The organism is Saccharothrix mutabilis subsp. mutabilis (assembly GCF_039521145.1).
In the GTDB taxonomy this organism is placed as follows: Bacteria; Actinomycetota; Actinomycetes; order Mycobacteriales; family Pseudonocardiaceae; genus Actinosynnema; species Actinosynnema mutabilis.
Genome location: NZ_BAAABU010000023.1, coordinates 56,374 through 74,449 on the forward strand (window position 1 = coordinate 56,374; position 18,076 = coordinate 74,449).

General features: G+C 73.5%; 16 protein-coding genes and 1 pseudogene. 8 read left to right on the forward strand and 9 right to left on the reverse strand.

Annotated elements, in window-relative coordinates:
- Positions 1-20: 20 nt before the first annotated feature.
- Entirely contained in the window at positions 21-293 is a 273-nt protein-coding gene (locus tag ABD126_RS38865; RefSeq protein ID WP_425542913.1) for a hypothetical protein, read from the reverse strand.
- Positions 294-492: 199 nt separating this feature from the next.
- Between ABD126_RS38865 and ABD126_RS38870 the strand changes: the two are divergent.
- Positions 493-870, forward strand: a pseudogene (locus tag ABD126_RS38870) (glycosyltransferase); the annotation flags it as partial.
- Between the two features lie 375 nt (positions 871-1,245).
- Here the strand turns inward: ABD126_RS38870 and ABD126_RS32245 are convergent.
- Complete coding sequence (locus ABD126_RS32245; RefSeq protein ID WP_343938146.1) at positions 1,246-2,070, reverse strand: SAM-dependent methyltransferase; 825 nt, start codon at positions 2,068-2,070, stop codon at positions 1,246-1,248.
- A 178-nt stretch (positions 2,071-2,248) separates the two neighbouring features.
- Between ABD126_RS32245 and ABD126_RS32250 the strand changes: the two genes are divergently transcribed.
- Positions 2,249-3,574: a cytochrome P450 gene (locus ABD126_RS32250; RefSeq protein ID WP_343938148.1), complete on the forward strand. Its 1,326-nt coding sequence runs from the start codon at positions 2,249-2,251 to the stop codon at positions 3,572-3,574.
- A gap of 13 nt (positions 3,575-3,587) precedes the next feature.
- The gene (locus ABD126_RS32255) at positions 3,588-4,592 is read left to right on the forward strand and encodes an alpha/beta fold hydrolase (protein ID WP_343938150.1); all 1,005 of its coding nucleotides are present in this window, start codon (positions 3,588-3,590) and stop codon (positions 4,590-4,592) included.
- Position 4,593: 1 nt separating this feature from the next.
- Here the strand turns inward: ABD126_RS32255 and ABD126_RS32260 are convergent, their stop codons facing one another.
- Both ABD126_RS32260 and ABD126_RS32265 read right to left on the reverse strand, forming a co-directional pair.
- The gene (locus tag ABD126_RS32260) at positions 4,594-5,826 is read right to left on the reverse strand and encodes a serine hydrolase domain-containing protein (protein WP_343938152.1); all 1,233 of its coding nucleotides are present in this window, start codon (positions 5,824-5,826) and stop codon (positions 4,594-4,596) included.
- A 546-nt stretch (positions 5,827-6,372) separates the two neighbouring features.
- Entirely contained in the window at positions 6,373-7,200 is an 828-nt protein-coding gene (locus tag ABD126_RS32265) for a DUF4097 family beta strand repeat-containing protein (protein ID WP_343938154.1), read from the reverse strand.
- A gap of 256 nt (positions 7,201-7,456) precedes the next feature.
- Here ABD126_RS32265 and ABD126_RS32270 point away from each other — a divergent pair, with 256 nt between their 5' ends.
- Together ABD126_RS32270 and ABD126_RS32275 are read left to right on the forward strand one after the other, a co-directional pair.
- Positions 7,457-7,975 (forward strand): hypothetical protein, encoded by a 519-nt coding sequence (locus ABD126_RS32270; RefSeq protein ID WP_343938156.1) that lies wholly within the window; start codon positions 7,457-7,459, stop codon positions 7,973-7,975.
- A 42-nt stretch (positions 7,976-8,017) separates the two neighbouring features.
- Positions 8,018-8,881, forward strand: coding sequence for a PepSY-associated TM helix domain-containing protein (locus tag ABD126_RS32275; RefSeq protein WP_343938158.1), 864 nt, complete (start codon positions 8,018-8,020; stop codon positions 8,879-8,881).
- Between the two features lie 69 nt (positions 8,882-8,950).
- On the opposite strand, the gene ABD126_RS32280 is transcribed toward ABD126_RS32275, so the two are convergent.
- The 4 genes from ABD126_RS32280 to ABD126_RS32295 form a co-directional block, all read right to left on the reverse strand.
- Positions 8,951-10,387 (reverse strand): alpha-amylase family protein, encoded by a 1,437-nt coding sequence (locus ABD126_RS32280; protein WP_343938160.1) that lies wholly within the window; start codon positions 10,385-10,387, stop codon positions 8,951-8,953.
- Positions 10,384-12,984 carry an MGH1-like glycoside hydrolase domain-containing protein gene (locus ABD126_RS32285; RefSeq protein WP_343938162.1) on the reverse strand — a complete coding sequence of 867 codons (2,601 nt, stop codon included), beginning with the start codon at positions 12,982-12,984 and terminating at the stop codon, positions 10,384-10,386. Before ABD126_RS32285 ends, ABD126_RS32280 begins: the two co-directional genes overlap by 4 nt.
- On the reverse strand, positions 12,981-13,397 hold the full coding sequence (locus tag ABD126_RS32290; protein ID WP_343938164.1) for a DUF7144 family membrane protein: 417 nt from the start codon (positions 13,395-13,397) through the stop codon (positions 12,981-12,983). Before ABD126_RS32290 ends, ABD126_RS32285 begins: the two co-directional genes overlap by 4 nt.
- A gap of 62 nt (positions 13,398-13,459) precedes the next feature.
- The gene (locus ABD126_RS32295; protein ID WP_343938166.1) at positions 13,460-13,834 is read right to left on the reverse strand and encodes a hypothetical protein; all 375 of its coding nucleotides are present in this window, start codon (positions 13,832-13,834) and stop codon (positions 13,460-13,462) included.
- Between ABD126_RS32295 and ABD126_RS32300 the strand changes: the two genes are divergently transcribed.
- From ABD126_RS32300 to ABD126_RS32310, 3 genes are read left to right on the forward strand one after another with little or no spacing between them, the layout of a single operon-like run.
- Complete coding sequence (locus ABD126_RS32300; protein ID WP_343938168.1) at positions 13,833-15,665, forward strand: glycoside hydrolase family 15 protein; 1,833 nt, start codon at positions 13,833-13,835, stop codon at positions 15,663-15,665. The genes ABD126_RS32295 and ABD126_RS32300 overlap by 2 nt on opposite strands.
- The gene (locus tag ABD126_RS32305; protein ID WP_343938170.1) at positions 15,662-16,072 is read left to right on the forward strand and encodes a DUF1269 domain-containing protein; all 411 of its coding nucleotides are present in this window, start codon (positions 15,662-15,664) and stop codon (positions 16,070-16,072) included. Before ABD126_RS32300 ends, ABD126_RS32305 begins: the two co-directional genes overlap by 4 nt.
- Positions 16,069-16,470, forward strand: a complete 402-nt coding sequence (locus tag ABD126_RS32310) for a potassium channel family protein (protein ID WP_343938172.1) — start codon at positions 16,069-16,071, stop codon at positions 16,468-16,470. The genes ABD126_RS32305 and ABD126_RS32310 overlap by 4 nt, the downstream gene beginning before the upstream one ends.
- On the opposite strand, the gene ABD126_RS32315 is transcribed toward ABD126_RS32310, so the two are convergent.
- Positions 16,458-17,765, reverse strand: a complete 1,308-nt coding sequence (locus tag ABD126_RS32315) for an MFS transporter (RefSeq protein WP_343938174.1) — start codon at positions 17,763-17,765, stop codon at positions 16,458-16,460. The genes ABD126_RS32310 and ABD126_RS32315 overlap by 13 nt on opposite strands.
- Between the last annotated feature and the right edge of the window lie 311 nt (positions 17,766-18,076).

Below are 18,076 nucleotides of genomic sequence, written 5' to 3' on the forward strand. Positions count from 1 at the left end.
CTCTTTTCGAGCCTCGGCTCCTACGGACACACCTTCCCGCTCATGCCGCTCGCCATCGCCGCCCGCGAGGTGGGCCACGACGTGGCGTTCGTGACCACGGCCCCGTTCGCGCCGGCGGTGACGGCGCACGGGATCGAGCACGTCACGGGCGGCATGGACATGCTCGCCGCGTTCGACCTGGCCAACGCCGGGCCGGCCGCGCGCCGGTCGCCGGACTTCCGGCCCGAGCGGGTGTCGAGGGTGTTCGGGTCGATCCTGCCGCGCCGGTGCGCGGCCGACCTGGTCCCGATCATCCTCGACCGCAAGCCGGACCTGGTCGTGCACGAGCTGGCCAACCCCGGCGCGGGCCTGGCGGCGAAGGTCGCGGACGTGCCCGCCGTGTGCCACTCGTTCGGACGGATGTGGCGGCCGACAGGGCCTCCGGAGGCGTTGCGGAGAAACCTGGCGGAGGTCGCCGCGGACCTCGGTGTGGAGCTGCCCGAGGGGGACCTGATGTCGTTGGGCAACCCCTACCTGGACATCTGCCCGCCCTCGGTGCAGGACCCGGAGTTCGCCGTGACCCGCGCGGTCCCGTTGCGGCCGGTGCCGTTCTCGGCGCCGTTCTCGGAGCCGGGTGAGCTGCCGTCGTGGGTGCGGGAGCACCGGGAACCGCTGGTGTACCTGACGTTGGGGACCGCGTTCGGCGACGCCGGGGTGTTGCGGACGGCGATCGCGGGGTTGGCGACGTTGAACGTGCGGGTGTTGGTGTCCACCGGTCCGAGCGTCGAGGTGGAGGCGTTGGGGGAGGTGCCGGGGAACGTGGTGGTGCGGCCGTGGTTGCCGCAGGCCGACCTGCTGCCGCACGTCGACCTTGTCGTGCACCACGGTGGTGCCGGGGCGACGATGGGCACGTTCGCCACCGGGGTGCCGCACCTGGTCTTACCCTTGAGACGAGCGCCGCCCTTGCCGGGGGGCGGTGTGCGCGCGTCGGGTGGTCGGTGCGGGTCGGCCAGACGGCGGTCGGCCGACCCGCACCCGCAGCTCCCCCGAGCCCCACAAGTAGAGAGCGGCGGGCGCGGGCGTGGATACACCGGGGCGAAGATTTCCGGCGAGGGACGGAGTCACCGGCGACGGGCGGGGTTGCGGCCGTGTCCGTGCTCAACCGCGATCAAAGCGGCGCTCGCCGCGCGGCAGGCCACCGAGGCCCTTCCTGTGCTTGGCAGCCCGTTGGCGCCTGCGGCGCTGGTGGGGGTGGTCAGGGGGTGGTCAGGGGGTGGGTTTTTGGGCTACGCCGGCGTAGACGAGCATGTTCATGTTCGGCCGGTCGGAGATGTCGCCTGGGCCGTGGGGGCGCCATTCGCCGCAGCCGACCAGGCCCGGTTCCACCAGGTCGAAGTCGCCGAACAGGGCTGTCACCTGCGCGTGCGTGCGTTCGGTGATCTGGTCGGGGCTGTTGCTGCGCTTGATCACGTCCGTGGCCGCCGTCAGCGTGCTGTCCTGGTGGTCGGCGCTGACGTGGGTGAGCGCCAGGAAGCTGCCGGGTGCCAGGGCGTCGCGGTAGCGGGCCAGCAGGGCGTGCGGGTTCGACTCGTCGGGGACCCAGTGCAGCACCAGCAGGAACAGCAGGCCCACGGGCTGGTCGAAGTCGATCAGGCTCCGGGTCACCGGGTGGTCGAGGATGTGTTCCGGGTCGCGCATGTCGGCCTTCACGATCGCCGCGCGGTCGTTGGTGGCCAGCATCAGTTCGCTGTGCGCAACGGCGATCGGGTCGCGGTCCACGTACACCACCCGGCACGACGGGTCCGCCAGCTGGGCCACCTCGTGGACGTTGGCGACCGTCGGGATGCCGGAGCCGATGTCGAGGAACTGCCGGATGCCCGAGTCCACCATGAACCGCACCACCCGTTTCAGGAACGCCCGGTTGACGCGGGCGGCGGTGCGCAGGCCCGGCATCACCTGTTCGATCTTCTGGCCGACCTCGCGGTCGACGGCGAAGTTGTGCGCGCCGCCGAGCATGTAGTCGTAGGTGCGGGCCATGCTGGGCACGGAGACGTCGACGCTGTCGGGCACCCAGTCGCGGGTTCGGGTCACGGTGAACACCTCAGCCAGTCGAGGGCGGGGCCGCGAGCATAGCGACCGGCGGCGCGCGGCGGTTGCGCTGTCGGGGTGATGCTGATCCACCCGATCGGGCACTGTCCCCTGCCCGCTGTCGGCTTCTATGGTGGTCCACCATTCGTGGGTAGACGTACTCGTCTTCGGTGGAGCCAAGATGCCCGTTCCGGTGGCGCCCGGCCGGCTGCCGTTACTCGGGCACACCCTGCCGTTGTTGCGGCACCGCCCCGACTTCACCGCATCCTTGCGGGAACTGGGCGAGGTCGTGCGCGTGGACCTCGGGCCGCTGCCCGCGTTCTTCGTGACCAGTCCTCGACTTTCGCACGAGGTGCTGGTGACGCAGGGCGCGAAGTTCCGCAAGGGCGCGATGTTCGACAAGTTCCAGCCCTACCTCGGCAACGGCCTCCTGCTGTCCAACGGGCCGTTCCACCGCAGGCAGCGCCGCATGGTCCAGCCCGCGTTCCACCGCGACCGCGTCGCGGGCTACGTCGAGACGATGCGCCGCGCCACCGCCGACCTGGTGGCCGGCTGGCGCGCCGGCGAGGTGCGGGTGGTCGAGGACGACATGCAGGGCCTGGCCGTCACGATCGTCGGCGAGGCGCTGTTCTCCACCGGCATCGGCGCGCCCGTCATCGCGGAGGTGCGGCGCTCGGTCTTCACCGTGATCAAGCAGGGCATGGTGCGCGCGTTGTCGCCGTCCTTCGTGGAACGCCTGCCGATTCCAGCCAACCGCGAATTCGACCGGGCCGTCGCGCGGATGAAGGCGATCGTGCTCGACGTCATCGCGGCCCGCCGCGCGGAGGGCGTCGACCACGGCGACCTGCTCTCGACGTTGATGCTGGCGCAGGACGACGACACCGGCGGCGGCATGACCGACCAGCAGACCTACGACGAGGTGCTGACCCTGCTCACGGCCGGCATCGAGACCACGGCCATCGCGCTGGCGTGGGCGTGCCACGAGATCGCGGCGCACCCCGAGGTCGAGGCCCGGGTGCACGCCGAGGTGGACGAAGTGCTCGCCGGCCGCCCCGTGACGGCCGAGGACGTGCCGCGCCTGGTCTACCTGGGCCGGGTCGTCAACGAGGTGCTGCGCAAGTACCCGGTGTGGATCCTGATGCGCCGCGCCCTGGTCGACGTCGAACTGGGGGAGACGACGATCCCCGCCGGCGGCGAGGTCATCGTCAGCCCGCACGCCCTGCACCACGACCCGGCCTCCCACGACGACCCCGAGCGGTTCGACCCGGACCGCTGGGAACCCGAGCGCGCCACCCGATTACCCAGGGGCGCGTACGTCCCGTTCGGCGCGGGTACCCGCCAGTGCCTCGGGAACCTCTTCGCCCACACCGAGATCGTGGTCGCCCTGGCCACCATCGCCGCGCGACACCGCCTGACCCCCCTACCGGACAAGCAGGTCCGGGTGAAGTTCACTTCCGCCGCCTACCCCAGCGGCATGCTCATGCGCGTCGAACCCCGTCCCCGTTGAGAGGTATTTCCCCGTGCCCTGGAACAGTCTCCGTCGGATCTGTGCCGTCGTGCTGCTGGTCGTGACCACCTGGCTGGTGCCGGGTGCGGCGACGGCGGCCCCCGTGTCGTGCGAGGACGTGCGGGTGCCGGTGCGGATCCTGCTGGCCGTGGAGACCATGTACGGCAGGCTGTGCACGCCGCAGGGCGCCCGGACCGTGCAGGTGCTCATCCCCGGTGGCACGTACAACAGCTCGTACTGGGACATCTCCTACACGCCGGGCACCCGCTCGTACCGGCAGGCGATGAACAACGCCGGCATCGCCACCCTCGCCGTGGACCGGCTGGGCACCGGCCAGAGCTCCAAGCCGCTGAGCACCCTGGTCACCGCGACCGTCCAGGCCAACGCCGTGCACCAGGTCGTGCAGACGCTGCGGCCCCGGTTCGAGCGCGTCGTCGTCGGCGGGCACTCGATCGGCGCGGCGATGGCGATGATCGAGGCCGGCCTGCACCGCGACGTGGACGGCGTGCTGGTCACCGGGATGACCCACCGGATGAACTACATCACCGTGCTGCCCGTCCTGGCCGGCATGATCCCCGCCGCGCTCGACCCGCAACTGGCCGGCCGGGGCCTGGACGCCGGCTACCTCACCACCAGCCCCGGCACCCGGTACTCCGCCTTCCACACGCCCGGCCCGAACGTCCCGGAGGCCATCGCGGTGGACGAGTCCACAAAGGACGTCTTCGCCGCGACGGAGGCCGTGGACACCATCGCGTTGACCAACATCGTCACCCCGGCCAGCCGCGCGATCGACGTCCCGGTGATGCTCGTGGTCGGCAACGACACCCACTTCTGCGGCACCCCGCTGGGCAGCGACTGCTCGTCACCCGAAGCGCTGCGGGCCTCCGAGGCCCCGTACTTCGCCCCGGAGGCCCGCCTGCACACCTACATCCTCGACGGCTACGGCCACTCCATCAACTACGCGCCCAACGCGCCCGACTACCACCAAGCCGTGGTCGACTGGGTCGCGACGCTGTAGCTCAGCCGAGACAGGAGCGAACGGCCTTGACCAGCCCGGCCGCGCGCGGGTCGTCGGCGCGGAAGTTCCACAGGTTGGTGACGTAGGCGAAGCCCACCCGGGCGTCGGGGTCCGCGAACCCGATCGACCCGCCGGAACCGGGGTGCCCGAACGAGCCGGGGCCCAGCAGCGGCATCGGCGGGCAGGCGCGCCAGAAGCCGAGGGACATGTTGAACGAGCGGTCCGCCGGGAGGTCGAGGCCGGGCGGCAGGCCGTGCATCCTGCTCTTGTCGGTGTGGATCTCGGTCATCGTGGTGACCGTGTCCGGGTTGAGCAGGCGGAGACCGTCGACGTCGCTGACCGTGGCGGCGTACATCCTGGCCACGGACCGGGCGTCGGCGAGCATGTTGGCAGCGGGGAACTCGGCCGCGCGCCACGCCCGCGTCTCGTGGTAGGCGGTCGAGTTGTCCAGCGCGCCACCGAGTTCCGCGGCGCGGGCTTGCACGGAGTCCTCGCCCCAGACGGCGGTGACCCAGGCGTTGACCGTGTCGGCGTCGAGCCCGGTGGCCTCGATGATGCCGGCGATGAGTTCTTCGAGGCTGAAGGGTGCGGCGTAGTGCACCTTGGCGACGCGGGGTTCTTCGGTGTCGGGGAGGCCGATCCAGGCGCTGAGGCCGAGCGGGGCGGCGACCTCGTCGGCGAAGAAGGTGCCGAGCGACTTGCCGGTGATCCGCCGGACGACTTCGCCGACGAGGAAGCCGAAGGTCACGCCGTGGTAGACGTGCTCGGTGCCGGGCCGCCACAACGGCTCCTGGTTTTCGAGGGCCTCGATGACCGGGTTCCACTGGCAGGCTTGCTCGAAGGTCAACGGCCCGTCGACGATCGGCAGGCCGGCTTGGTGGGACAGCAGCCAGCGGACGGGGATCGCTTCCTTGCCCTTGGCGCCGAACTCGGGCCAGTAGCGGGAGACGGGAGCGTCGAGGTCGAGTTGTCCGCGCTGCACGAGGAGGTGGGCGCAGATCGCCGTCGCACCCTTGGTGGTGGAGGCGACTTGGACGATCGTGTCGTCCCGCCAGGGCTTGGCGGTGTCGCGGTCGGCGAGACCGTCCCAGAGGTCCACGACCGGCTTGCCGTCGAGGTAGACGGCGCAGGCCGCGCCCACTTCGCCTCCGTTGGCGAAGTTCGCCTTGAAGACGTCGGCGACCCTCTCCCAGCCCCGCTCGACACCGTTCTCGCGCTCACTTGTGCTGTTCATGGCTGCTGAAAACTCCATTTCGGTGAAGTAAAACTTTTGGTTGACTGAAATTTTTGGTGTGGTGAAGGGTTGCGGCGATCGGTGGGTGGGCCGGTCATGCTCGGGCCGAAGGCCGGACGCCGGGCTGCGGACGCCGGGCTGCGGACGCCTAACCCCGGACGCCGAACCCCGAGCGCCGAGCGCCGGTACCGGGTGCCGGACGCCGGGTGCCGAGCGTCGGACGCCGGGTGTCGAGCGCCGGACCCCGAACGCCGGGTCCCATCGCCGGATGCCGAGCGCCGAACGTCGGGTGCCCGACGCCGGAGCCCAGCGCCCGACACCCAGCGCCGAAGCCCGATTGCCGAGCGCCGGACACCAACCTCGGAAGCCGGAGCGGTGACCGGAAGCCCGGGCCGGTAGGCGAGGCCAGGAGCGAAAGGCAGGGGGCTGGGCGCAAGGGCAGGAGCGGCGGCGCGGCGGGCGCGGGTGCGGCGGTCATGGGGCACCACTCGCCGCTCCTCGGCAGGGAGCGCCCGACAGCCGAACGACCGGAGTGGGACCTCGGAGTCAGTTCGTGGCCGGGTGGATGTGGATGTCGTTCAAACGGGTGCGGGCGTGGAGTTTCAGGATTGGTGCGGCTGTCGTGGGTGTCGGCAGGGTGTTGCGGACGGTGCCCTTTGTGCTGGTCGCGTCGACCTCCGCCGTCACGTCCCTTGCGACCCCGACCTCGATGCCGCCCGACGCGTTCGCCAGGTGCGCCTGACCGCCCGCCATCCGGCCGACCCGGATCGGGCAGTTCGCGCCCTCGGCTATGACGTTGCCGTCCGCTCGGTCGATCGTGAAGCTGCCGTTCGACCCGCCGAGGCGCACGTCCGCGTGGGCGTGGCCGATCCAGACCTCGCCCGACGAGCCCGCGTAGCGGATCGCGCCCCCGACCTCACCCAGGCGCAGGCCGCCGGCACCGCCGTCGACCTCCACGGCGCCGGCGACGTGTCCGATCTCCACGCCACCCTCCACGACGTTGCCGCGCACCGACGACACCCGGTCCAGGCGGATCGAGCCGGACAGGGTGCTCAGGTCGCAGTCGCCCAGGTCGCCCTCGGCCCGCACATCCGTCCACGCCGTGTTCAGGACCAGGTTGGACCCCGCCGGTAGTTCGATCGTGATGGCCACCGAACCCCGCCTGTCGCCGGACCTGGTGGTTTCCACCGTCAAGTCGCCGTCGGAGACCTCGACCTTCGTCTTCTCGGCGACCCTCACGTCCGTCTTGTTCGCGCTGTTCAGCGGCCGGACCTGGACGACCGTGTCGGACCGTGCACTCGCGACGACCCGCACGTGGGCGCCGGCGGTGGTGAGGTTGGCTGTGATCGGGGTCGGGGTGGGGAAGGTGGTCATGGTTGCTCTCCCGTTGTCGCTGGTGGGGGCAACGATCACGGCGTCGCCTGACACCGGGCAGTCACAGCGCTGACACGGCGCGGGAGGTGCGTCGAACAGTGCGATGTCACGGCGAGATCTGGCCATGCGGAGTTACTCTGAGTGAAGCAGCCTGCCGAGCGAGGATCGGCAGCAGGGTCTGTGCGTGGTCAGCTTCCCGCACCCCCGCCGGGCGCGAGCCTTCGCCTGCGGGCCGGAGGTCGATACGCTGCGGAGCGTGACGTCCCCGACCCGCGGTGCCGTGCGCGTGGCGCGCTGTGGCGTGATCGGGTTGTCGTCCGGGCTGTTGGCCGTGGTCGTGCACGCGGGTGCGGGTGGGCACGTGCCGGCGTTGCCGCACGTCCTCGCCTTCGCCGCGGTGGTCGGGTGGGCCTGCGGGCCGTTGACCGACCGGCAGGTCGGGTTCGGCGAGATCGTCGCGCTGGTGGTGTCGGTGCAGGTCACGATGCACGTGTTCCTGGCCGTGGTGAGCCGCCACCCCGACGGGGTCCTGCCGTCGCCGTCGATGCTGTCCGCGCACGTGCTCGCCACGGCCGTCGTGGTCGGGGCGCTGACGGGCGCGGAGCGCGCGGTGTTCCGGCTCGCGGCGGCGTTGGCGTCGGTGGTGCCGCGCCGGTTGTCGCCGCCGCCGGCGGTCGCGCCGCTGCGCATCCCGATCGCCGGGCACCCCGAGCAGCCGCTGGCCGAGGTGTCGCGCCGGCGCACCGTGCCGCGCCGCGGGCCGCCCGTCTCCTGAGGAAGTGAGCGAGCCAGTCACACCACCGTCCTTTGTGGACCGATGGCGCTACCGCACACCCTGAGGAGCTTTCGCCATGACAACGTCCTGGCGCGGCAGGTCGAGGTGGCGGTGGCGGCGCGGCCGTCGGCCACGCTCGTCGCGGTCCGGCCCGCGCCCGAACCCGGCGCCACCACCCGGGTCCTGTTCACCGCCGACTCGCTCGGCGAGTCCGAGCGGCTGGCCGTCTTCGTCGACCCCGGCACCGGCTCGGTGGTCGGCGAGCTGGTCACCTACGGGTCCAGCGGCGTGCTGCCGTTGCGGACCGTGCTCGACCAGGTGCACGCCAACCTGCTGCTCGGCGAGTTCGGCCGCGGCTACAGCGAGCTGGCCGCGTCCTGGCTGTGGGTGGTCGCGTCGGGCGGTCTGGTGCTGTGGTTCGCCCGGCGGCGGGCGGCCAGGCCCAAACCCGCCGTGCGCCGCCACGCCGTGCTGGGCCTGTGGGTGCTGGTCGGCGCGGTGTTCCTGTCCGCCACCGGGTTGACCTGGTCGAAGTACGCCGGGGAGAACGTGGCCGACCTGCGCGCGACCTTCGGCTGGACCACGCCGGCGCTGAGCATGACCGGTTCCGGTGACCACGCCGGCCACACCAGCGGCACCCCGACCGGCCTGGTCGTGCTGGTGGTCCTGGGCTACCGGATGTGGTGGCAGCGCCGCCCGACCCGCGGCTTCGGCCGCCCGGTGCCGCGCGGCCAGTGGCGCAAGGTGCCGCGGGCGCAACTGGTGGTCGTGCTGGTGGTGGCGGCCGGCGTGGGCTGGTTCGTGCCGCTGTTCGGCTTGAGCCTGCTGGGGTTCCTGGTCGTGGACGCCCTGCTTGCGCGCCGCACGGCCAAGCCCGCGCCTGAACCGTCCGAACAGCCCGTGTGACGGCCGGCGCTCCGCACCCGGTCACCGCGGCCGGGTGCGGAGCAACCGCGACCCGCACCCGGTCGCTCGTCAGGCGGCGGTCACCTCCAGCACGTGGTGGCTCCAGGGTGGCAGCTCCACGTAGAGGCCCTCGGTGGACAGCTCATCCCCGTCGCGGTGGAACGTCTCCGTCCTCAGCACGTCCGTGAGCCGCGTGGGGCCGGGAGCGCAGTCCATCCGCACCCGCCCCTGGGACGGCGCCGGCGAGAAGTTCACGACCACCACGTGGCTCGTCCCCGGCGCGGTCCACGACCAGGTCAGGAGGTTCTCGCAGGTCCGGTTGTCCGGCCGGCCCGCGGCCTCCAGGAGCTGCCACCTCCCGGTCCGCACTCCCGGCGCGACGGTCAGCAGGTGGTGGTGCCACGCGGCCAGGGCGGGGTCGGTGGGCTCGTCCGGAGCGCGGTTGAGGAACACCGGCGGGCGGACGCGCCGGCCCTCGAACTGGCCCTCGTGCCACAGCGTCGCGCCGGGCAGGGTGGCCAGCACGACCGCCGCCGCCGGGACGGCCTCGCGCGGCAGCCGGGCCGCCACCCGCGGCTCGTCGTGGTTCTCCAGGAACCGGACCAGCCGCGACTGGTACGCCAGGTCCGCCCGCAGGTGGGCGCGGACGCCGGCGACGTCCAACCCGGTCAGGCGGTCGTAGAGGCGCTTGTCGTAGCACAGGTCGAACCCCTGTTGCTGCAACGTCCACTCCATGTCCCAGTACGCCTCGGCGATCATCAGCACGTCCGGGTGCCGGGCGCGCAGGCCCGCCAGCACGGTCGGCCAGAAGTCGTCCGCCGGCGGCGGACCGGTGCGGCCCCGCCAGGTGCGGGCGAACACGTCGTTGGTGGGCAGCATCGCCATGTCGCAGCGGATCCCGTCGCACTGCTCGGCGATGTCGGACAACACCCCCACGGTCGCCTCGCGCAGCGCGGGGGAGAAGGCGTCCAGCTGCACGACGTCCGGCCACGGCGGGAAGTACGGGTCCCGGCCCCGGGCCACGGCGCGGTCCGCCACGACCACCCAGGCCGCCGGGTCCTCCGCGCGGTCGCCGCGCACCACCAGCTCCGGCGACGACGCCCAGGGGTGGTCCGGCGCGACGTGGTTGGGCACGTGGTCCAGCACCAGCAGCACACCGCGGCGGGCCAGGGCGGCACGGGCGCGGGCCAGCCCGTCCCGCCCGCCGAACCGCTCGTCGACCTCGTAGCGGCGCACGCAGTACGGCGACCCGATCACGTCCTCGGGCCGCAGGTCGGGCAGCGCCCGCCGGAACGAACGCCGCGTGTCGGTGTCCACCAGCGCCAGCCCGGTCGTGCTGCGCTCCCACACGCCCATCAACCACACCGCGTCCACACCGGGCCGCGCGACGGCGTCCCACGCGTCGTCGGGCACCTCGCCCAACGTCACCGGCCGCCCGAGAGCCCGGCCCAGGTCGGCCAGCCACAGCGCGGTGTTCACCTCGTGCACGACGGGTTGCGGGCTCATCGGCGCACCGCCCCGCGGAACAGCAGCGGCAGCAGCGCCACCGTCCCGGTCCACCCGGTCTGGTGGCTCGCGCCCAGCCCGGCCCCGGTGTCGCCGTCGAAGTACTCGTGGAACAGCACCAGGTCCCGCCAGTGCGGGTCGTCGCGCAGCAGCTCCCGGCCGCCGTGCGCGGGCCGCCCGGCCGCGCCGGGCAGGAACAGCCGCACCAGCCGGTCGGAGATCTCCTCGGCCACCTCGCGCAGCGTCGCCCACCGGCCCGACCCGGTCGGGCACTCCACCGTGAACGCGTCCCCGAAGTGCTCGTGCAGGTTCAGCAGCCCGCGCACCAGCATGACGTTGACCGGGAACCACACCGGCCCGCGCCAGTTGGAGTTGCCGCCGAACATCCCGCTGTCGGACTCGGCCGGCAGGTAGGACACCCGCAGCTCCCGATCGTCCACGGTGAACACGTACGGGTGGTCGCGGTGCCACTTGGACAGCGACCGGATGCCGTACGGGCTCAGGAACTCGTCCTCGTCGAGCATCCGCGCGAGGATCCGCCGCAGCCGCTGCTCGTCGAACAGGGCGAACAGCACCGGACCGGTCCCGTGCGCCTGCTCGCCGTGCCGCCACAGCGCGGCGGTCACCGCCGGGTGCCGGTCCAGGAACTCCGTCGCGCCGCGCACCAGCCCGGGGAACCGCTGCCGCACCGCGCCGTCCACCACCGTCGCCGCCGCCAGCGGCACCAGCCCGACCGCCGAACGCACCTCCAGCGGCACCGAACTCCCGTCGGGGCGGCGCAGGACGTCGTAGAAGAACCCGTCCTGCTCGTGCCACAGCTCCACGTGCCGCGCGGCGGCGGCGATCCAGGCGAAGTTCTCCAGCAACGCCTGCGCCTGCTCCAGGTGCACCGGGTCGTCGGCGGCCAGCTCCAGCGCGATCCGGACCAGGCTCTGGCAGGCCAGCGCCATCCACGCCGTGCCGTCGGACTGGTCGAGGTGCCCGCCGGTGGGCAACGGGGCGCTGCGGTCGAACACGCCGACGTTGTCCAGCCCGAGGAACCCGCCCTGGAACACGTTGCGCCCGCCGGGGTCCTTGCGGTTGAGCCACCAGTCGAAGTCGCGCAGCAGCTTGGGGAACACCCGCGCGAGGAACGCCCGGTCACCCCGGCCCCGCACGGCCTTCTCGTGGTCGTGCACGAACAGCGCCGCCCACGCGTGCAGCGGCGGGTTGACGTCGCCGAAGTTCCACTCGTAGGCCGGGACCTGCCCGGTCGGGTGCTGGTAGCGGCGTTCCAGCAGCAGCTCCAGCTGCCGCTTGGCCAGCGCCGGGTCCACCACGGCCAGCGCCACCGCGTGGAAGGCCAGGTCCCACGCCGCGAACCACGGGTACTCCCAGCCGTCCGGCATGGCGATGACGTCCTCGGCGACCAGGTGGCGCCACAGGTGGTTCGGGGTGGTCGGCGGGCCCAGCGGGTCCTCGCCGCGCTCGGTCAGCCACCGCTCCACGTCGAACTCGTAGTACTGCTGGGACCACAGCATCCCGGCCAACGCCCGCCGCGCCACCACCCGCTCGTCGTCGGTCAGGTCGCCGGCCAGCACGTCGGCGTAGAACTCGTCCGCCTCGGCGCGGCGGGCCGCGAGCACGGCGTCGAAGTCGGCGAACGCGGCCGGCCGGTCGGCCAGCCGGACCCGGACCGTGCCGCTGCCGCCCGCCGGGAGGTCCAGCACGCACACCGCCGCCGCCTTCGTGCCGGCACCGGCCGGGTCCACCGCGGTCATGTCGCCGTGCACGACCGCCCGCTCGATGCCGTCCTTGACGAACGGGGACGCGTTGGGCGAGCCGAAGACCCGTTCGTCGTCGGTCTCGTTGCCGGTCACCAGGAACGACGCCGGCGGGTCCACCGACAGGCGCCGCGCGCCCAGGCCCGCGCCGTCCGCGCGCAGCGCGCCGCCGGCGTCGACCAGCGTGGGCCGCTCGTCACCGCCCGCCCACGACCAGGTGTGCCGGAACCACAGCGTGGGCAGCACGTGCAGGCGCGCCGGCTCCGGTCCGCGGTTGTGCGCGGTGACGAGCATCAGCACGTCCTCCGGGCCCGCCTTGGCGTACTCCACGACGACGTCGAAGTACCGGTGGTCGTCGAAGATCCCCGTGTCCAGCAGTTCGTACTCCGGGTCGTGCCGGCCGCGCGCGGCGTTGACCGACACCAGGTCCGCGTACGGGAACTCCCGTTGCGGGTACTTGTAGAGCATCTTCAGGTAGGACGCGGTGGGCGTGGCGTCGAGGTGGAAGTAGCACTCCTTCACGTCCTCGCCGTGGTTGCCCTCGGCGTTGGTCAGGCCGAACAGGCGCTCCTTGAGGATCGGGTCGACGCCGTTCCACAGCGCGAGCGCCAGGCACAGCCGCTGCTTGTCGTCGCTGATGCCCGCCAGCCCGTCCTCGCCCCACCGGTAGGCGCGGTAACGGGCCTGGTCGTGGGTGAACGACGACCACGCGTCCCCGCCGAACCGCGCCTCCCGCACCGTGCCCCACTGCCGGTCGGCCAGGTAGGGACCCCAGCGCCGCCACGGCACGCCCGCCTCGGCCTCCTCCAACCGCTGCCGCTCCGCGCCGGTCACCGGGCGCCGCCCACTTCGTCGCCGTGCACCACGACCGCCCACACCACGACCACGCACAGCGCGATCACGATGGTCGACCACACGGGTTGCACGGACACGAAACCCAGCTGCACCACGGCGTTGAGCGCCGCGAACACCACCGCGACCACCCGCGCCCACGCCGCTCCGGTGAGCAGCGCCGCCCCGGCGAGCGCGATCAGCACCCCGATGACCAGGTGCGTCCAACCCCAGCCGGTGAGGTCGAGCACCAGGACGTTGTCCGGTCCGACCACGTAGTACTCGTCGTCGAACAGCGCGACCACGCCCTCGATGACGTTGAACGCCCCGATGACGATCATCATGATGGCCGCGAAGCCGATCCAGCCGGTCCACGCGCTGGCCCTCGGCCGGCTCGGCCACGTCTGCTCTGCCATGTCGGTTCCCTCCGGTCGGTGGATCACGCCGACCACGGTCGTGGGGGCGGGGCCGGATTTCCTCACCCGTCACGGGCGGAACGCACCAACGCGGTGACCCACCGGGCACGCGGGTCGACGTCCACGAGCACCGCCGCGCTGGGCGAGTCGCTCGCCGTTGCGCCGGGCTGCCTGCCGGGGGTGTCGGGCTTGCCGGGCCGCGTGCCGGGGGTGCCGGGCTTGCCGGGTCGCGTGCCGGGGGTGCGGGGCTTGCCGGGGCGCGTGCCGCGGGTGCCGCGCGTGCCGGGCCGCCCGCCGCGCCTGTCGAGCCGCCCGGCACCGCCTGGTCCGCCATCGGCTCTTGCGTCGAGCGGCACCGTGCCGGCGGGTGGCGGCGTGGATCTTCGCCCGTGCCGGGTGAGGCCGGGGGGCCTGCGGGCGGACAGCGTCGTCCGCATGACCGAACGAGAGCACGACTTCCCGCCGATCGAGGGCCACGGCCTGGTCGGCGACCTCCAGACGGCGGCGCTCGTCGCGGCGGACGGCACCGTGGACTGGTGGTGCGTCCCCCGGTTCGACTCGCCGAGCGTCTTCGCCGCCCTGCTCGACCGCGAGCGCGGCGGGTACTGCCGGATCGGCCCGGCGGGTGACCGGCGGCCCGGCCGCCAGCTCTACTTCCCCGACACCGCCGCGCTGATCACCCGGTTCACCACCGCGACCGGTGTCGGCGAGGTGGTGGACTTCATGCCGCCCGCCGGCGCGACCGCGACCAACCGGCGCAAGCTCGTGCGCATGGCCCGGTGCGTGCGCGGCAAAGTGGACTTCGCGCTGGACGTGGTGCCGCGCTTCGAGTACGGCGCCGGCCCGCACAAGACGGTGCTCACCGACGACGGCGCGGTCTTCGAGAACCTCGACACCACGCTGGTGCTGCACACCGTCCGCGAACCCGGCGACCCGCGCCCGACCGACCTGCGCGCCGACCACGACCTGCACGGCGTCCTCACGCTCGCGGAGGGCCAGGTGCGGGGGATCGTGCTGGAGACCAACCCCGGCAGCCCGCCGCGCTCGGTGCGGGTGGCCGAGGTGGAGGAGGAGTTCGCGCGGACGGTCGCGTTCTGGCAGGCCTGGCTGGCCCGGTCGACCTACCGGGGCCGGTGGCGCGAGGCGGTGAACCGGTCGGCGATCACGTTGAAGCTGCTCACCTACGCCCCCACGGGCGCGATGGTGGCCGCCCCGACGGCCGCGCTGCCCGAACGCGTCGGCGGCGAGCGCAACTGGGACTACCGCTACACGTGGGTGCGTGACGCGTCCTTCGCCGTGTCCTCCCTGCTGGAACTGGGGTTCACCGGGGAGGCGGCGGCGTTCGCGCGCTGGCTGGCCGACCGGTACGAGAACGGCCCGTTGAAGGTGCTCTACCGGGTGGACGGCTCGCCGCACGTGCCCGAGCGGGTGCTGGACCACTTCACCGGCTACCGCGGCTCGGGTCCGGTCCGCGTCGGCAACGCCGCCGGCGACCAGCTCCAGCTCGACGTCCACGGCGAACTGCTCGACGCCCTGCACCGGGCGCACGGGCACGGCCTGCGCGTCGGGCGGCGCGGCTGGCGGGCGCTGTCGGGGGTCCTGGACTGGCTGGAGGACAACTGGGACCAACCCGACGAGGGCATCTGGGAGACCCGCGGCGGCCGGCACGACCACGTCTACAGCCGGGTGATGAACTGGGTCGCGTTCGACCGCGGTCTGCGCATCGCGGCCGAGCAGGGGCTGCCCGCGCCGGTCGAGCGGTGGCGCGCGGCGCGGGACGCGATCCACGAGCAGGTGTGGCGGCGCGGCTGGCACCCGGGGCGGCGGGCGTTCGCGCAGCGCTACGACTCCGACGTGCTCGACGCGTCCGTCCTGCGGCTGGCCCGGGTCGGGTTCGTCGCGCCGCACGACCCGGGGTGGCTGTCCACGTTGGACGCCGTCGAGCGTGATCTCGTGCTGGACGACCAGGTGTTGCGCTACGACCCGGTCGCCTCGCCGGACGGGTTGGACGGCGTCGAGGGCACGTTCTCGCTGTGCACGTTCGACTACGTGTCCGCGCTGGCCCGCTCCGGCCGGACGGCGAAGGCGCGGCTGGTGTTCGAGAAGGCGTTGACCCACGCCGGCGAGGTCGGCCTGTACGCGGAGGAGTTGGGCCCGGAGGGGGCGCACCTGGGCAACTTCCCGCAGGCGTTCACGCACCTGGCCCTGGTGGAGGCCGCGGTCGCGCTGGACCGGGCGCTGGAGGGCGGTGTGGCGTGGCCGTGGTGACGACGTGGTGGTTCCCCGCGCCGGACGGGGCGGAGAACGCGCTGGAACTGCTGCACGACCGGCACCACGCGGTGCAGGACGCGGCGGTCGTGTCGTGGCTGCCCGACCACGCCCTGCCCGAGGTGCGCCGGCCCGGCCGGGTCGTGGGCGACGCGGTGCTCGCGGGCGCGTTCTGGGGCCTGGTGGCCGGTCTGCCGCTGCTCGCCCCCGTGCTCGGCGCGGTGGTCGGGTCGGTGGTCGGGCTGCTGGCCGCGTGCCTGACCCGGCCGGGGCTGTCCGACGACGCCGTCCGCGCCGGCCGCCGGCACGTCACGCGCGGCTCGTCGGTGCTCGTGCTGCTCACCCGCGACGCCCTGGACGAGCCGGCGCTGGACCGGCTCACCGCGGCGGGGGCCCGGTTCCCGTGACCGGGGCGGTGGTGGCGGGCCTGGCGGTCGTGGCGCTGGTGCTGCTGTGGCAGTTGCGGGCGATCGGCCGGTCCCGCCACCCCGTGCGGCGGGGCGTCCGCGCGCTGGTCGTGGTGGCGGTGCTGTTCGTGCTGGTGTTCGCCAACGCCTACCACGCGCTGTCCACTGTGGACGCCGGCGCGTTCAGCGAGCCGCTGGACCGGCTCGACGCGGCCTACTTCGCCGTCACCGTGTTCGCCACGGTCGGCTTCGGCGACATCGCGCCGGTCACGGGCGCGGCCCGGCTCGCCGTGACCGTCCAGATGTGCGGGGGCGTGGTGCTGGTCGGCGGCGTGGCCCGGCTGGTGGTCCGGGCCGTGGCGGAGCGCCGCCGCCGGATCTCCGGTCAGGACGGCTGACGCGGCAGCAGCAGCGCCAGGCCGAACCCCACCACCGCCAGCCCGCCGAACACCGCCAGCGCCGAGGCGTAGGGGCCTGCCGTGGTGGCCGCCACCGCCGCCCCGGCCAGCGCCGTGCCCAACGACGACCCGAGGTTGGACACCGCCCGCGACACCCCGGACACCGCGCCCTGCGCCGGGGGCGGCCACGCCGACTGCACCAGCGTCACCGACGCGGTCAGCATCGTGCCCACCCCGGTCCCGAGCAGCAGGCCGGGCAGGAACGCCGCGAACCCCGAGTCGTGCCGCACCGGCGCCACCAGCAGCGCCACGCCGACGACCGTCACGGCGAACCCGACCCGCACGACCCGGCGCAGCGGCAGCCGACGGGCCAGGCGGTCGGCGACGGCCGCGGCGACGAGCACCCCGGCGGTGACCGGCGCCAGCGCGAGCCCGCTGCCCACCGCGTCCAGCCCCCGCACGCGCTGCGCGTACACCGACAGGACGATGAAGGCGCCCTGCAGCACCAGCCACTGCACCACCTGCGTGGCCAGCCCGAGCACGGTCCGGGCGTCGCGGAACAGCTCCGGCGGGCACAGCGGGTCGCGGCGGCGCGTGATGTGCCACCCGAACGCGCCCAGGACCAGCACCCCGAGCCCGACGAACACCCACCCCGACCGCAACACGCCCAGGACCACCAGGAACAACCCCGTGCCCGAGAGGACCGCGCCCGGCACGTCGAACCGCGCCGGCGGCCCGTCCCCACGTGCGCCGGAAGGCCCCGGATCGCGCAGCCCCCGTGCCGCCACCAGGATCGCCGCCACCACGGCCACCTGGAACAGGAACGCCGTGCGCCACCCGAACGCGCTGGTCAGCAGCCCGCCCAGCAGCGGCCCCGCCGCCGCGCCGACCCCGCCGGCCGCGCTGACCACCGCGAACGCCCGCGCCCGCTCGGCCACCTCGCCGAACAGCACCGTCACCAGGACGTAGACCGGCGGGATCATCAGCGCCGACCCGACCCCTTCCAGCACCGAGTAGCCCAGCAACAGCACCCACGGTCCGGGCGCGAGCGCCGCCACCAGCGCCCCCGCCCCGTACACGGCGAGCCCCGCGGTGAAGCACCGCTTGCGCCCCCACACGTCGGTCAACTTCCCGCCGGGCACCATCAACGCCGCCATGACCAGCGTGAACAGCGTGATCGTGGCCTGGACGCCGGACACCGGCGTGGCCAGCCCGTCCGCGATGGCGCTGATGGACACCGTCATGGTGGTCGCGGCGAAACTCGCGACGAACTGCGCGAGCGCCAACGGCGCCACCCCTCCTCCACGCCGCATGTTCACCCTCTCCGGGTGAAGCGGCGGCACGCCCCCGCCCACCCGTGGTCCCGGTCGCCGGGCGCGGTCGCGCCCGGTCCGCCGCGACGGTCGCACCGGGGCCGGCGCCGGCGGCTCACCCGCGTCGGGTGGGCCGGCGTGCGCGTTCACCCGCCACGGGTGTCGCCCCGCCCGGGTCGCCGTCGTGACGCTGGTGGGGCGGCGCGGGCCTCGGGGGGCTTCGCGGTCTCGGTCCCCGCCGCACCGGTGGCGCCGGTCCGGTCGTCGCGGAACGCGCGACGCCACGGCCCGCG

What these genes read in the sequence shown, in the direction of transcription:
- ABD126_RS32250 (WP_343938148.1), top strand. Translation starts at nt 2,249, where the DNA reads ATGCCCGTTCCGGTGGCGCCCGGCCGGCTGCCGTTACTCGGGCACACC.
- ABD126_RS32280 (WP_343938160.1), bottom strand. Translation starts at nt 10,387, where the DNA reads ATGAGCCCGCAACCCGTCGTGCACGAGGTGAACACCGCGCTGTGGCTG.
- ABD126_RS32290 (WP_343938164.1), bottom strand. Translation starts at nt 13,397, where the DNA reads ATGGCAGAGCAGACGTGGCCGAGCCGGCCGAGGGCCAGCGCGTGGACC.
- ABD126_RS38865 (WP_425542913.1), bottom strand. Translation starts at nt 293, where the DNA reads ATGATCGGGACCAGGTCGGCCGCGCACCGGCGCGGCAGGATCGACCCG.
- ABD126_RS32260 (WP_343938152.1), bottom strand. Translation starts at nt 5,826, where the DNA reads ATGAACAGCACAAGTGAGCGCGAGAACGGTGTCGAGCGGGGCTGGGAG.
- ABD126_RS32275 (WP_343938158.1), top strand. Translation starts at nt 8,018, where the DNA reads ATGGCGCTACCGCACACCCTGAGGAGCTTTCGCCATGACAACGTCCTG.
- ABD126_RS32295 (WP_343938166.1), bottom strand. Translation starts at nt 13,834, where the DNA reads ATGCGGACGACGCTGTCCGCCCGCAGGCCCCCCGGCCTCACCCGGCAC.
- ABD126_RS32300 (WP_343938168.1), top strand. Translation starts at nt 13,833, where the DNA reads ATGACCGAACGAGAGCACGACTTCCCGCCGATCGAGGGCCACGGCCTG.
- ABD126_RS32265 (WP_343938154.1), bottom strand. Translation starts at nt 7,200, where the DNA reads ATGACCACCTTCCCCACCCCGACCCCGATCACAGCCAACCTCACCACC.